Raw genomic sequence first — 13,311 nt, 5'->3', positions numbered from 1 at the left:
TCGACGTCACGGACGTCGCCCCAGAAGGCTCGCCGTGACCACACTCCCGCCGACCGCCAATGCGAACACCCCGACCACCAGGTGGCGGCCGAAACCGCTTGCGACGAACGCCCACACCTGAAGTCCGCCCGCGGCCAGGGCGAGCACGCCGAATGCGAGTCCCGCCCAGCGATAGACGCTCACGTCGCCGTCGAGTGGCTGCGCATGACGACGTGATGAAGTTGCCTGGACACGGAACCTCCGCTGGAACATCGATCTAGTTAGACACTGGTCAACTAACTCTAGACCGGCTATCGTGCATTCCGTGCCCGATTCGGCCGATGCCATCACTGCTGACCGTGGTCAGCGCCGTGCGACTTTTCAGCGGGCGAAGTCGCACGAGACCAAGCGGATGCTGGTGCAGGCGGCGATGGCCCTGTGGCGCACGAAGGGCTATGCCACGACGACGGTGGCCGACATCTGCACCGCCGCCGGCGTCAGCAAGGCGCTCTTCTACTTCTACTTCCCCCGCAAGGAGGACGTGCTTTTCGAGGTCGGTGTCATGTCGACGCAGTCGGCGCACGCCACCATTCACGACCTGCTCGCCGGGCCCTACGAGATCGAAGCCGCGGTGCATGCCGCCATGACGACGCTGGAGCGGTCGATGGCGCGCAACCCGCGCGAACTCGTCATCGAGGCGATCCTCGAGGGCTACCGACACGAACACCGCATCCTGGCCGAAGGCACGCGGCCCGATGTCGACGCCGACATGTTCACCGAGTTGTTCAGCCGTGCGCAGGCGGACGGCAAGCTCGGTAGCGGCGTCGATGTGGCACACCTGGCCTACCTGGCCCTGACGTTCGTCAGCGAGGGCGCCAGGCACTGGGCGGCAGGCGCTTTCGGCGATCGCTCGTTCGCCGACGTCGTGACCGCCGACATCTGCACTCTCGTCAAGGGATACAGCGTTTAACCGGCAAGGAGGCCGCATGTGGGATTTCGAGACCGACCCCGACTACCAGGAGCTACTCGACTGGGCTGACGCGTTCGTGCGCGAGGAGGTCGAGCCGCTCGACCTCATCTGGCCACACCTGCAGTTCACCCCACTGACCGAGACGAGACGCAAGGTCGTCGACCCGCTGAAGGAACAGGTGCGCCAGAAGGGTTTGTGGGCAACCCATCTCGGCCCCGACCTCGGTGGCCAGGGTTACGGTCAGCTCAAGCTCGCGTTGCTGAACGAGATCCTCGGCAGGTCGCAGTGGGCGCCGATAATCTTCGGATGCCAGGCACCCGATACCGGAAACGCCGAGATCATCGCGCACTACGGCACGCCCGAGCAGAAGGAGCGCTATCTGCGGCCGTTGCTCGACGGCGAGCTGTTCTCGAGCTACTCGATGACCGAGCCGCAGGGTGGCGCCGACCCGACCCAGTTCAAGACCAGCGCCGTGCGCGACGGTGACGACTGGGTCATCAACGGCTGGAAGTACTTCTCCTCGAACGCCAATACCGCGGCGTTCCTCATCGTGATGGTCGTGACCAACCCCGATGTCAGCGCGTATCAGGGCATGTCGATGTTCCTGCTGCCGACCGATACGCCGGGCGTGAACATCGTTCGCAACGTCGGCCTGCACGGTGAGCGCGATGGCGAGGGGAGCCACGCGCTGATCCACTACGACAACGTCCGGGTACCGAACTCGGCGCTGCTCGGCGGCGAAGGGCAGGCGTTCGTGATCGCTCAGACCCGTCTCGGCGGCGGCCGCATCCACCACGCCATGCGCACGATCGGATTGTCGCAGAAGGCCATCGACATGATGTGCGAGCGGGTGCTGAGCCGCGAGACGGCGGGCAGCCTGCTCGCCGACAAGCAGACCGTGCAGGGCTATATCGCGGACTCGTACGCGCAGCTCAAGCAGTTCCGCCTCATGGTGCTTTACACCGCTTGGGAGATCGACAAGTACAACGACTACAAGAGGGTGCGCAAGGACATCGCGGCGGTGAAGGTGGTCATGCCCACGGTGCTGCACGACATCGCCTGGCGTGCGATGCAGGTGCACGGCGCGCTGGGCGTGACCAACGAGATGCCGTTCCTGGGCATGGTCACCGGGGCCGCGGTAATGGGCCTCGCCGACGGCCCCACCGAGGTGCACAAGACGACGGTCGCCAAACAGGTGTTGCGCGGATACACGGCGAGCGACGACATCTGGCCGTCGGAGTGGTTGCCGCGCAAACGGGATGCCGCCCGCGAGCGGTTCGCGGAGTACCTCGAACACGAGGCGGGCAATCAATGAGCGAGATCGACACCGAACGCCTCGCCGCGTGGATGGACGACGCCGCCCTGCCCGGTAAGGGCGAGCCGCTGCAGACCCGCTTCCTGTCGGGCGGAACGCAGAACGTCATCTACGAACTCGTCCGCGGCGACGATCGATGCGTGATCCGGATGCCACCGCCCGGCGCTCCGCCGGACCGCGACAAGGGGATACTGCGCGAGTGGCGCATCATCGAGGCACTCGACGGCACCGACGTGCCGCACACGGAAGCCGTTGGCGTGTGCGACGACGCGAGCGTACTGGGCCGACCGTTCTACCTGATGGGCTTCGTCGACGGCTGGTCCCCGATGGACACCCACGGCCGCTGGCCGGAGCCGTTCGACTCCGATCTCGACGCCCGCAAGGGGCTGAGTTACCAACTGGCTGAGGGCATCGCGCTGCTGTCGAAGGTCGACTGGGAGGCCAAGGGGTTGCAGGACCTCGGCCGGCCCGACGGCTTCCACGACCGCCAGGTCGCCCGCTGGATCGGCTTCCTGGACCGGATCAAGGCGCGCGAGATCCCCGGCCTCGAGGTCGCCACCACCTGGCTGCAGGAGCGCAAGCCGCTCGACTTCATCCCCGGCCTCATGCACGGCGACTATCAGTTCGCCAACGTCATGTACAAGCACGGTGCCCCAGCCCGATTGGCAGCGCTGGTCGATTGGGAGATGGGCACGGTCGGTGACCCCAAGCTCGACCTCGGCTGGATGGTGCAGAGCTGGCCCACCGACACCTGGGCGCCTGAGGCCAGTGAAATGGGCTACGTCGACATGCGCGGAATGCCCTCGCGGGATCAGGTGGTGGCGCACTACGCGGAGGTGTCGGGCCGACAGGTCGACGACCTCGACTACTACCTGGTGCTTGCGAAGTGGAAGCTCGCGATCGTGCTGGAGCAGGGTTTCCAGCGCGCCGGCGACGACGAGAAGCTGCTGGCCTTCGGCAAGGTGGTCACCGATCTGATGGCGTCGGCTGCCGATCTCGCCGAGTCCTCCGACTACCGGGGTTGAGCGACGGTGCGCGCCGCGGTATGCCCGGAGTACGGGCCCCCGGAGGTCGTCAGCATCGAGGACATAGCCGGCCCGACGGTGGCGGCGGATCAGGTCGGGGTACGCGTCGAGGCCGCTGCGGTGAACTTCCCCGACGTACTGCTCGTCGCGAACAAGTATCAGATCAGCGTGCCGCCTCCGTTCGTCCCCGGTAGCGAGTTCGCCGGTGTCGTCGACGAAGTCGGCAGCACAGCAAGCGGATTCGTGGTCGGTGACCGGGTGGCGGGTACCGGGATGTTCGGGGCGTTCGCCGAGCGCGTCGCCATCGATCCCGCCGCGCTGACGCCGATCCCGGACGGCGTCGAGTCCGCGACGGCCGCCGCGTTCGGTGTCGCGCACCGCACGGCCTACCACACGCTGCAATCGACAGCGGGGATCGAGGCGGGCGACGAGCTCGTCGTCCTCGGCGCAGGCGGCGGCGTGGGGTTGGCCGCGGTTCAGCTGGGCGTCGCGCTGGGTGCGCGCGTCACCGCGGTGGCGTCGTCGGCGGAGAAGCTCGCGGTGGCAGGAGAATACGGTGCGGCGTCACTGATCAACTACCGCGACGGTGAGCTCCGGGCGGCATTCAAGGACGCGCTGCCCGACGGCGCGGACGTCGTCGTCGACCCGGTGGGCGGCGAGCTGTCCGAACCCGCGCTGCGCGCGCTACGTCGCGGCGGCCGCTTCGTCACGATCGGCTACGCGTCGGGAGTCATTCCCCGCATCCCGCTGAATCTCGTACTGGTCAAGGGCGTTCACGTGCTCGGATTCCAGTTCCAGGACGTTCCGCCCGGCGAGTTCGACCGCAACGAAGCCGAGCTGCGCGAGATGCTGGCCTCGGGACGGATCGTGCCGCACGTCGGAGCCGTCTACGCCCTCGACGACGCGGCGAGAGCGCTTCGCCACGTTGCCGACGGTCGTGCTATCGGCAAGGTGTTGATCGAGACCTAACTCGCAGGCGTGAGATCCGCCGCGACCGACGGCAGGGCGGTCAGGCCGCACCGGAACGTCTCGGTCGCTTCGACGGAAGCGGCGCTCAGACCGGGGATGGCGGCGAGTGCCTGTGCCTTGAAAGCCCTTGCCGCAGCACTGAGTTCGTGGCGCACGGATCCGACCGCGGCGTTGAGCTCGGCGGGCCAGCTCTCCCCCCACAGCGTGACCTCGGTCATCCCCTGCTCGAGTGCACCGAGCACACCGCGTCGCACCCGCTCGTCCGCGGCGAAGAGATCGGCCGCGACCGCCACGGTCTGAGGGTGGGGACGTTCGGTCCAGTCCTCGAGGGCGGACTCCAGATCCTGGATCTGAACGCCGAGGATCTCCAGGGGCCGCAGATCGTCGTCGCCGGAGATGAGCACGGTGACGTCCCAGCCCGCCATCACCCGGTCGACGAGCCAGCCACCCGCGAACTGCACGACCTCGGACACGTCGCGCGCGACGACGTCCAGCCGGTATCTCATGTCGACGCTCCGCCCGACGGCGACGGGGTGGGTGCGAAGTCGCGAGCGAGCGCTTCGCCGTACCCCTTGAACACCTCGGCGAGAGGAATCGAAGGATCGAGCAGCCATGCGGTCTCCATTCCGTTGACGAAGGCGAGAATCTCGACGGCCTTGATGGCCGGGTCGAAGTCGGTGCGGTAGCGGCCGCATCGCTGCCCGCTGGCGATCAGCTCGGCGACGATGTCGACGGCGGCGCGCTGACGGGCGAGCAGCCGGTCGTGTAGTGGCGCGTCGGGCGAGATGTTCTCGATGAGCAGCACGGTGAACGTGCCGACGAGCTCGGGCGCGCGATCGAACCGCTCCGCTACCCGGCTGATCTCCGTGACGAGGTCACCGGAGCGGTCGGCGTGCGTGTCGTCGTCGGCGTCGCGCGCGTCGAGCACGGCGTTGAGCAGCTGCTCTTTCGATTCGAAGTGATGTAGCAGGCCGGCGGCGCTGACGCCGGCCTCCTTGGCGATCTGAGCGAGTGAGGTGTTCCGCCAGCCGTGCCGTGCCAGCAGCCGTTCCGCGACCTCGAGGATCCGCTGCTTGCGGTCCTCACCCTTGGCCAGCAGCGTCGCGTACGGCCTGGCCGCCGCCGGCGGTGTCGGCTCGTGCACCGCGGTCTCCGACCTCGTCACTGCGTTCTGTCACCCATCCGTCGATAACCAACCTAGTGAACACACAGTAGGTAGGTTTTCCGGCTGTGACAAGGGTCTCAGTGGAGCGATTCTTCGACACCGGTTTCCCCTCGCCGCGCCCGCCGCGTGACGGTTAACCACAGCGTGACGCCGTTTTACCAGCTCAACACACACGCTGGCGATACTCGACCGCATGGCTGAGCTGAACCACGTCCCGCCCACCACGTCGCCCGAGGAGATCTCCGACCTGCTGCGCCGCGACGGCTACGTGATCGTCGACGATCTCGCCTCCGCCGAGCTGATGGACGCCATCGAGGACGAGCTCGCGCCGCACCTCGACGCGACACCACTGGGCTACAACGCCATGATCGGAAGGAGGACGCGACGCACGGGCGCGCTGGTCGCCCGCTCCCCCGCCTGCCGCACGCTGATCCAGAACCCGACGATGATGGCCGTCTGCGGCGACTTCCTCGGCCACGCATCGGCGTTTCAGTTGATGCTCACGCAGGTCATCTCCATCGAGCCGGGAGAATCCGCCCAGGCGCTGCACCGCGATCAGAACGCGTTCGACTACTACCCGTTCCCCGACGACTACCACGTGCAGTGCAACACGCTGTGGGCGCTGTCGGACTACACCGCGGAGATGGGCGCCACCCGCGTCGTACCCGGTAGCCAGACCGGTGACAGGAAGCCGACCGACTACACCGACGACGAGTGCCTGCAAGCGGAGATGTCGCGGGGATCGGTACTCATCTACAGCGGCAAGATCGTGCACAGCGGCGCGGCCAACCGATCCGACCGGGTGCGCCGCGCGATCAACGTCAACTACTGCGTCGGTTGGGTGCGCCAGGAGGAGAACCAGTTCCTCTCCGTGCCGAAGGAGCTCGCCGAGACGCTCGACGACGATCTGCTCAAGCTCATCGGCTATCAGGAGGGCGCCTGGGCCATGGGCTACTTCCGAGACTTCGAGGATCCGCTGCGCGCCATCCGCGGCGACGCCGTCGAGTACGGCTTCGATGGCAGCCGACTCGCCGGCGATGCCAACGCCGCCTTCGTCGACTCGCTGACGCACAGCGAGTAGAGCAACGCGCGGCCGGCGCCAGCAGGGCGACGACGCGTGCGACAGGTCGCGGTAATGTCGACGTGAAACGTGTCGGACCTCGGCACTATTCAGTTCGTTAACCGTTTGCTGCGCATATTCTTTAGGTCTTTGTGATGCGGTTGAGCCCAAGCCGCCCTTTGCTCAGCGTTGAGTCTGCGCGGAAGGGAGCGCGTTAGGTGGCCCCTGCTCGGGACTTCGTGCGGAGGTGGATTCGTTCCGACGACCACTACTACTGGCTGACGTCGTACCTCGCCGCCAGGCAGCTTCAGCGGCCGACCTGCCGGATAGTCGCGATCACGATGCTGGGCCTGAGTGTGATCCCACTGATCCTCATGCTCAGCGACCGTGGCCCCACCGGCACCGTGAACCGGTTGTTGGCCGTCGCGGTGTCGATCTTCAGCGTGGCGATGGCCGCCCTGTGGCTGCGCCCGAGTTGGCCGAGCCGACTGCAGTCCCAGTCGTGTGTCGTCGTCGGCAGCATCTGCATCGCCATCGCGTGCCTCATCGAAGCCCACCCCGTTCTCGGGATGATGGGCACGGGCTCCTTCATCGTGTTGTCGGCATTCGCGGCCCTCTTCCACGACAATCGCCTGCTGGCCGTCATCTGGGTCGTCGGAGCCGCCACGTTGGTCACGCTCGCCGGCCGGTTCGTGGACGTCGATCCCTTCGTGACGGTCAGCGCGGTCGCGCTGTTCGTTCTCACCAACGTCTTCGTGGTGTTCGTGTGCCGCAGCGTGATTGGACTGATCGACCGGACCTTCCACCACAGCGAACTCGAGACGCTCACCGGGCTGTTGACCCGCGACGCGTTCATCGACCGCGCCGCCACGATGGTGGCCGCCCGCGATCGCAGTGACGACCGCTTCGTCGCCGTCATCGCCGTGAGCATGGACAGCTTCTCCCTGCTGACCGCGATGAACGGTACGGCAGGCGCCAACGAGGCCCGCGTCACCATCGGCCACCGGCTCACCGAGACACTGCGCCGCGACGCCGTGCTCGCCCACGTGGGCGAATCCGAATACCTGATCGCCGACACCTTCACCACCGCCGACGCGTCGGTCCTCACCGACCGGCTGCAACAGGTGGTGATCACCGCGCCGTTCCGGTTGTCGGCCAGCATCGGCGTGGTGACCACCCCCGTCCGGCCGCTCGCCGGGCTGCCTCCTCACGACATCGTCGAAGAACTCATCGCGATCGCCACGACGAACATGTACACGGCCCGTCGGGCAGGCGGTCAACGCACCGAGGCGACGTCGTGCCCGCCGCTCACGTCGACCGACAACGTCGACGATCTGGACCTCGACGACGCCCCGTAGTCAGGGGCCGGGACGGTAGCCGGCAGCCGAGTTCCGCAACTGCCAGATCTGTTCGGGGCACAGCGTCATCGCGTTCGACACCACGAAGTTCGCGGCCTGCTCGTCGTTGGGAAAGACGTCGCGCTTCGTGTCGGACAGGACGGCGGCGTACGGAATCCCCTGCCGCACCTTGTCGCAGATTCCGAAGCCGTAGGCCAGCGCGTCGTTGTTCGGGAAGTCGAAGTGCCGCCGCACCATCACGTTGTAGACGTACTCGATCTCGGGCCCCGGCACGGCGGCCGCCTGCGGCACGGAGACGAGACCCGCCCACGGCGCTGCTGCGGCCATCGCGATGACGGCGATCCGGCGCCGAGTTCGGCTCATCGACGAAGCTTCCCACAGGGAGGTGTCGAGAAACAGTTCAACAGCGTTTTCCCTCCCGTTGAGCAGAACAACGCGCAGATCCAACCCCTGACGCGATCGAGCGCACCGTGCATTCACGGTGCGCTCGGTCGGCGGGATGGGGTGGGGTCAGAACGTCTGGTTGAAGGTCTTCGACGTGCCGGTGTTGGGGCAGCTGATCGTCACCGTGTAGGTGGTGCCGGTCTGAATGCCGAAGATCTGCACGTTCGACGGCGTCGGACCGCTGAGCTGCACCGTGGTGAAGTACGGGAACAGGAACGGCGCCCCGGCGACGTGCGAGCTGTACGTGCAGATCTCGATGGCGCCGACCGGGTTCTTCGAGTCGGTGACGGTGACGGTCGTGCCGAGCCCGTTGTTCTGGTAGCTGGCGGTCACGGCGGCCTGCGCGGTGCCGGTCGCGCCGATTACGGCCGCGGCCGCGCCCAGCGCGATCGCTCCGCTTCCGATGAGCTTCTTGACGGTGGTCTTCACGGGTGTCTCCTCTGGGTGCGTCGGCGTGACTGCCGGTTGCTGTGGTGGCGCCAACACTGCGGCAGCCCACTTGGAGACTTCTCTGCGAATTCTTGGCCCGCCGATACCTTCTGCCGTGAACCATGCCAGGAGAAACACTCCGACGGGGACACCACATCAACAGTGAGGACATCATGAAGAAGAGGGTCGCGCTCGTGACCGGCGCCGCGGCGGGGATCGGGCGCCAGATCGGCCTCCGTCTGTCACGGGACGGGATCGCCATCGGCGTACTGGATCGTGAATTGGACGGCGCGGCAAGGGTTGCCGACGAGATCGTCGCGGCGGGTGGCGACGCCGTCGCCGTCGCCGCGGACATCTCACAACGCCATCAGGTCGATGCGGCCGTGGCGGAGGTGCGACGGGCACTCGGCCCCGTGACGATCGTCGTCAACAACGCGGGCATCTCCGCCCAAGTGCCGTTTCAGGACCTCACCGACGAGCAGTGGGACACCATGATGGCGGTGAATCTGAAGGGCACGTTCATCGTGACGCAGGTCGTGCTGCCCGACATGATCGCGGCCGGCGGGGGTCGCATCGTCAACATCTCGTCGTCGAGCGCACAGTCCGGCGCGGCGACGATGGCGCACTACTCCGCGTCCAAGGGCGGCGTCATCGCGCTGACGAAGACGCTGGCGCAGGAGTTCGGTCGGTACTCGATCACGGCCAACAACATCGCGCCGCGCTTCGTGATGAACACCGTCATGTCGGAGAAGCAGTTCACCGAGGATGCGACCCGTGACGCGATCATCAAGGCCGGGCCGATCCGCCGTCAGGGAGAACCCGAGGACATCGCCGGCGCGTGCGCCTGGTTGGTCTCCGATGAGGCCGGCTACGTGACCGGCCAGACCATCGGGGTCAACGGAGGCCGCTACATCTAGCGGGCCACCGCGTACACCGTCTGTGCCTCGGCCAGCCCCTTCAGTTCGACCCGACGCGACGGGTCGAACACGATGCCGTCGACGTCCCGAACCGCCTCCCGTACCGCCTCGCTGACGACGATCTCGCCGCCGTCGGCGGTGTCGGCAACACGCGACGCCATCGCGACGTCGAGCCCGAACAGGTCGTCACCGCGCCGCACGGACGTGCCGACGTGTGCGCCCATCCGCACCCTGATGCCGCGCGAATCCCGCTCCAGCGCCTGCTGCACCGCGATGCAGCACCGCACGGCGTCGACGGGTTCGCTGAACGCGAGCATGAAGCCGTCGCCCTGGTTCTTCACCACGTACCCGCGGTGGTCGGCGACGAGTCGCGCGATCAACTCGTTGTGCTCGTCGAGCAGCCTGACCCATTCGCGATCGCCCAGTGCCGCATTGCGTTCGGTCGAGCCCTCGATGTCGGAGAAGACCAGCACCACCCGACCGTCCGCCGACACGATCCTCGCGAGATCGGGCTTCTCGACGCGCGCCCACCCGGCCAGATCTTCGATCGAACTTCGCACCGATCCGCCGATGCCCCTGCGGATGATCGCGTCGGCGGTGTGCACGGTGTTCAGCACCGTCTTGACCGCCAACGGCGCGACCCCGATCGGCTTGCGCCGCGGGCGCGGCGGTTCATCGCGGCGCCGCTCGCGTTCCAGTGCCTTCCGCGTCGTCGTCAGCGACCGCCGCGACACGATCAGCACGACACTCAGCGCGATCAGTCCGGCGGCTTCGAGCAGGACGATGATCGACAGCGCGAGGGTCACCCGTCAGTTCCGCCCCAGCAGCGCAAAGAACCGATACGACGGATCATCCGGCCCGAGGGTTCCCTTCGGCGAATCCCGGACGATCGGATGGCTCAGGTCCACCGACGACGGGTCGTGCACGTGGGCCCAGTCGGTGACGATGGAGCGCTCGAGGAACTTCCATGTGCCGTGACGCTTCTCGTACTTGTCGAGATACCGTCCGCCGACGATGACCTCGGTCTCGCCGCGTTTGTCGGCGAAGGTGTGGGTGGCGATGCTGTAGATCTCACCCTCCGCGACGTCGTCGCTGATCGCGAAGTTCGTGGTGGTGACGTGGTGCTGCGTCGACCGCAGGTGTGGCCGGGATGCGGCGAGCCTGTGCAGGAAGGCGTCGACCGAACCCGACGAGAAGGCGCCGTGCTGGTCCTCGGCGTCCTGGTGGTAGAGGTCGCGCAGCGTCTCGAGGTCGCCGCGGTCCACCGCTCGGCAGTACAGGTGAACGAGCTTGCGCAGCGCGTGCTCGTCGAGCATCTCCTGCAGGACCGGGTCTGGTGACAACGAGGACATCATGCCAAGGTATCGGAATGCCGTTCACCCACATCGTCACGTTCAAGTGGAGCGACGAGAGCTTCGACGCCGTTCCCGTCGCCGAGGCACTGCACGCCGTCGTCGGCACGGCCGACGGCGTGCAGTCATACACCTGCGGACCGGACATCGGCATGTCGCCGGGCAGCTTCGATTTCGCGGTGGTCGGGGTATTCAACGACCGCGACTCCTACGTCGCATACCGCGACAACCCGGAGCACCTTCGGATCATCCGCGAGATGATCACGCCGCACCTGGATTCCAGAACCGTGGTGCAGCTCGAGGGCTGATCGCGTGACTCCCCCCCGTCCGCGCCCCTTCACGCAGGTCGACGTCTTCGGTCGGTCGCCCTATCTCGGCAACCCGGTCGCGGTCGTCGTGGACGCCGACGATCTCGATGCCGAGCGCATGCAGCGACTGGCCCGCTGGACGAACCTGTCGGAGACCACCTTCCTGCTTCCGCCCTCGAATCCGGGCGCCGACTATCGCGTTCGGATATTCACCCCCGGCGGCGAGCTTCCCTTCGCCGGTCACCCCACCCTCGGATCGGCACGAGCATGGCTCAACGCCGGCGGGACTCCGAGGCGCGACGACGTCGTGGTCCAGGAGTGCGCGGTCGGACTGGTGTCGGTACGCATCCTCAGCGACACGCTCGCCTTCGAAGCCCCACCACTGCTACGCGAGGGCCCGCTCGACGAGCAGTACCTCGAGTCGACCGTGCGAGCTTTCGGCATCACGCGCGATGACGTCGTCGCACACCAGTGGGTCGACAACGGGCCAGGGTGGGCGGTGGTCATGCTCCACTCGGCCGACGAGGTCCTGGCGCTCGAACCCGATCTCGCGCAGATCCCCGATGCCATGGTCGGCGCCGTCGGGCGGTACCCGGCCGGCTCCGAGCACGACTTCGAACTGCGCACGTTCGCACCGGGAATGGGCGCCCCCGAGGACCCGGTGTGCGGCAGCATGAACGCCTCGGTCGCCCAATGGCTCATAAGTACAGGCGCGGCTCCGTCGGCGTATCGGGTCTCTCAGGGCACGCGTATCGGTCACGCCGGAACGATCGAGATATCCACCGACGCACAGGGCGCGGTATGGGTGGCCGGGACGGCGACCGCCTACATCGACGGGCGTATCACGCTCTGACCACGTAATCCCTACAGTCCCAACGACTTCGCGATCATCACCTTCATGACCTCACTGGTGCCCGCGTAGATGCGGGCGACTCTGGCGTCGGTGTACAGACGCGCGATCGGGTACTCCATCATGTAGCCGTATCCGCCGAACAGCTGCAGGCAGCGATCGATGACGCGCTGCTGCATCTCGGTGCAGAACAGCTTCGTCCGCGCGGCGTCGGCCGGTGACAGTTCACCGTCGACGTGCAGCTGAACCGCGCGGTCGAGCATCGCCTGCGCCGCCTCGACCTCGGTCGAACACGCCGCCAGTTCGAACTTCGTGTTCTGGAACGAAGCCACCGGCGTGCCGAAAGCCTTGCGGTCCTTGGTGTAATCAATGGCGGCGTGGATCGCGGAACGCGCTTGCGCCACCGATCCGACCGCTACCGTCAGCCGCTCCTGCGGCAGGTTGTGGCCCAGATAGCCGAACGCCTCGTCGACCTCGCCGAGCACGTTGGCCGCAGGCACCCGCACGTCGACGAACGACAGCTCCGCGGTGTCCTGCACCTTGCAGCCCATCTTCTCCAGCTCGCGGCCGCGGGTGAAGCCCGGCATGCCGTCCTCGACCACCAGCAGCGTCAGGCCGCGACGTCGGTTGTCGGGATCCGTCGACGTGCGGGCCACCGTGATCACCAGGTCGGCCTGCATGCCGCCGGTGATGAACGTCTTCGCACCGTTGACGATGTAGTCGTCGCCGTCGCGCACAGCGGTGGTGCGCATCCCCGCCAGGTCCGACCCCGTGCCGGGCTCCGTCATCGCGACGGCCGTCAGCAGGGTGCCTGCGGCCAGGCCGGGGAACCAGCGCTGGCGCTGCTCGTCATTCGCGTAGTGCAGGAAGTACGGCAGGATCACTTCGAGCTGGGTGCGCACCGTCGACAGGGTGACGAGCGCCTTCGCCGCCTCCTCCTGCAGTACCACGTTGTAGCGGTAGTCGGGCTCCCCTCCGCCGCCGTACTCCTCCGGGATCGCCATGCCGAGCATGCCGAGCGAACCCATCTGCTCGAAGACCTCGCGGGGCATCCGACCGCCCTTCTCCCAGTCGGGATAGTGCGGCACCACCTCCTTCTCGACGAACTCGCGTGCGAGCTCACGGAATGCCTCGTGATCCTCGGTGAAAAGGTTGCGCTGCAAGAGATCT

17 protein-coding genes are annotated in these 13,311 nt (G+C 66.9%); 9 read left to right on the top strand and 8 right to left on the bottom strand.

Annotation, left to right across the window (positions count from 1 at the left end):
• Nucleotides 1–6 precede the first annotated feature (6 nt).
• Nucleotides 7–183, bottom strand: coding sequence for a hypothetical protein (locus tag NM203_RS13910; protein WP_255060566.1), 177 nt, complete (start codon nt 181–183; stop codon nt 7–9).
• Nucleotides 184–304: 121 nt separating this feature from the next.
• Here NM203_RS13910 and NM203_RS13905 point away from each other — a divergent pair, with 121 nt between their 5' ends.
• Genes NM203_RS13905 through NM203_RS13890 form a run of 4 tightly spaced genes read left to right on the top strand, consistent with a single transcriptional unit; the run spans nt 305 to nt 4,258 of the window.
• Nucleotides 305–949, top strand: coding sequence for a TetR/AcrR family transcriptional regulator (locus tag NM203_RS13905; protein ID WP_408633349.1), 645 nt, complete (start codon nt 305–307; stop codon nt 947–949).
• Between the two features lie 16 nt (nt 950–965).
• On the top strand, nt 966–2,264 hold the full coding sequence (locus NM203_RS13900; RefSeq protein WP_255060565.1) for an acyl-CoA dehydrogenase family protein: 1,299 nt from the start codon (nt 966–968) through the stop codon (nt 2,262–2,264).
• Nucleotides 2,261–3,289, top strand: coding sequence for a phosphotransferase family protein (locus NM203_RS13895; protein WP_255060564.1), 1,029 nt, complete (start codon nt 2,261–2,263; stop codon nt 3,287–3,289). The genes NM203_RS13900 and NM203_RS13895 overlap by 4 nt, the downstream gene beginning before the upstream one ends.
• 6 nt (nt 3,290–3,295) lie before the next feature.
• Complete coding sequence (locus NM203_RS13890) at nt 3,296–4,258, top strand: NADPH:quinone oxidoreductase family protein (RefSeq protein WP_255060563.1); 963 nt, start codon at nt 3,296–3,298, stop codon at nt 4,256–4,258.
• Here NM203_RS13890 and NM203_RS13885 read toward each other — a convergent pair.
• The gene (locus tag NM203_RS13885; RefSeq protein ID WP_255060562.1) at nt 4,255–4,764 is read right to left on the bottom strand and encodes a hypothetical protein; all 510 of its coding nucleotides are present in this window, start codon (nt 4,762–4,764) and stop codon (nt 4,255–4,257) included. The two genes, NM203_RS13890 and NM203_RS13885, sit on opposite strands and share 4 nt — an antisense overlap.
• Complete coding sequence (locus NM203_RS13880) at nt 4,761–5,423, bottom strand: TetR/AcrR family transcriptional regulator (RefSeq protein ID WP_255060561.1); 663 nt, start codon at nt 5,421–5,423, stop codon at nt 4,761–4,763. Before NM203_RS13880 ends, NM203_RS13885 begins: the two co-directional genes overlap by 4 nt.
• Nucleotides 5,424–5,616: 193 nt before the next feature.
• Here NM203_RS13880 and NM203_RS13875 point away from each other — a divergent pair, with 193 nt between their 5' ends.
• On the top strand, nt 5,617–6,504 hold the full coding sequence (locus NM203_RS13875; protein ID WP_255060560.1) for a phytanoyl-CoA dioxygenase family protein: 888 nt from the start codon (nt 5,617–5,619) through the stop codon (nt 6,502–6,504).
• A 197-nt stretch (nt 6,505–6,701) separates the two neighbouring features.
• Nucleotides 6,702–7,841: a GGDEF domain-containing protein gene (locus tag NM203_RS13870; RefSeq protein WP_255060559.1), complete on the top strand. Its 1,140-nt coding sequence runs from the start codon at nt 6,702–6,704 to the stop codon at nt 7,839–7,841.
• Here NM203_RS13870 and NM203_RS13865 read toward each other — a convergent pair whose 3' ends face one another.
• Together NM203_RS13865 and NM203_RS13860 are read right to left on the bottom strand one after the other, a co-directional pair.
• Nucleotides 7,842–8,204, bottom strand: coding sequence for a DUF732 domain-containing protein (locus tag NM203_RS13865; RefSeq protein ID WP_255060558.1), 363 nt, complete (start codon nt 8,202–8,204; stop codon nt 7,842–7,844).
• Between the two features lie 147 nt (nt 8,205–8,351).
• Nucleotides 8,352–8,714, bottom strand: coding sequence for a hypothetical protein (locus tag NM203_RS13860; protein WP_255060557.1), 363 nt, complete (start codon nt 8,712–8,714; stop codon nt 8,352–8,354).
• Nucleotides 8,715–8,887: 173 nt separating this feature from the next.
• On the opposite strand from NM203_RS13860, the gene NM203_RS13855 reads away from it, so the two are divergent.
• On the top strand, nt 8,888–9,631 hold the full coding sequence (locus tag NM203_RS13855; RefSeq protein WP_255060556.1) for an SDR family NAD(P)-dependent oxidoreductase: 744 nt from the start codon (nt 8,888–8,890) through the stop codon (nt 9,629–9,631).
• On the opposite strand, the gene NM203_RS13850 is transcribed toward NM203_RS13855, so the two are convergent.
• Both NM203_RS13850 and NM203_RS13845 read right to left on the bottom strand, forming a co-directional pair.
• Nucleotides 9,628–10,437, bottom strand: coding sequence for an adenylate/guanylate cyclase domain-containing protein (locus NM203_RS13850; RefSeq protein WP_255060555.1), 810 nt, complete (start codon nt 10,435–10,437; stop codon nt 9,628–9,630). The two genes, NM203_RS13855 and NM203_RS13850, sit on opposite strands and share 4 nt — an antisense overlap.
• A gap of 3 nt (nt 10,438–10,440) precedes the next feature.
• A complete protein-coding gene (locus NM203_RS13845; RefSeq protein WP_408633348.1) occupies nt 10,441–10,974 on the bottom strand; it encodes a nuclear transport factor 2 family protein in 534 nt (177 codons plus the stop codon).
• Nucleotides 10,975–11,000: 26 nt separating this feature from the next.
• On the opposite strand from NM203_RS13845, the gene NM203_RS13840 reads away from it, so the two are divergent.
• Nucleotides 11,001–11,291 (top strand): Dabb family protein, encoded by a 291-nt coding sequence (locus NM203_RS13840; RefSeq protein WP_255060553.1) that lies wholly within the window; start codon nt 11,001–11,003, stop codon nt 11,289–11,291.
• A gap of 4 nt (nt 11,292–11,295) precedes the next feature.
• Nucleotides 11,296–12,144: a PhzF family protein gene (locus NM203_RS13835; protein WP_255060552.1), complete on the top strand. Its 849-nt coding sequence runs from the start codon at nt 11,296–11,298 to the stop codon at nt 12,142–12,144.
• A gap of 11 nt (nt 12,145–12,155) precedes the next feature.
• On the opposite strand, the gene NM203_RS13830 is transcribed toward NM203_RS13835, so the two are convergent.
• Complete coding sequence (locus tag NM203_RS13830; protein ID WP_255060551.1) at nt 12,156–13,304, bottom strand: acyl-CoA dehydrogenase family protein; 1,149 nt, start codon at nt 13,302–13,304, stop codon at nt 12,156–12,158.
• Nucleotides 13,305–13,311: the final 7 nt, after the last annotated feature.

Origin of the sequence: Mycolicibacterium arenosum (assembly GCF_024320865.1) — a bacterium.
GTDB classification, from domain to species: domain Bacteria; phylum Actinomycetota; class Actinomycetes; order Mycobacteriales; family Mycobacteriaceae; genus Mycobacterium; species Mycobacterium arenosum.
Note: the sequence above shows the minus strand (reverse complement) of the source record. Positions and strands in the feature narration are given on the sequence as shown.

Excerpts from the sequence above, each read along its gene's own strand:
- NM203_RS13900 (WP_255060565.1), top strand. The coding sequence starts at position 966 with ATGTGGGATTTCGAGACCGACCCCGACTACCAGGAGCTACTCGACTGG.
- NM203_RS13895 (WP_255060564.1), top strand. The coding sequence starts at position 2,261 with ATGAGCGAGATCGACACCGAACGCCTCGCCGCGTGGATGGACGACGCC.
- NM203_RS13885 (WP_255060562.1), bottom strand. The coding sequence starts at position 4,764 with ATGAGATACCGGCTGGACGTCGTCGCGCGCGACGTGTCCGAGGTCGTG.
- NM203_RS13875 (WP_255060560.1), top strand. The coding sequence starts at position 5,617 with ATGGCTGAGCTGAACCACGTCCCGCCCACCACGTCGCCCGAGGAGATC.
- NM203_RS13865 (WP_255060558.1), bottom strand. The coding sequence starts at position 8,204 with ATGAGCCGAACTCGGCGCCGGATCGCCGTCATCGCGATGGCCGCAGCA.
- NM203_RS13855 (WP_255060556.1), top strand. The coding sequence starts at position 8,888 with ATGAAGAAGAGGGTCGCGCTCGTGACCGGCGCCGCGGCGGGGATCGGG.
- NM203_RS13840 (WP_255060553.1), top strand. The coding sequence starts at position 11,001 with ATGCCGTTCACCCACATCGTCACGTTCAAGTGGAGCGACGAGAGCTTC.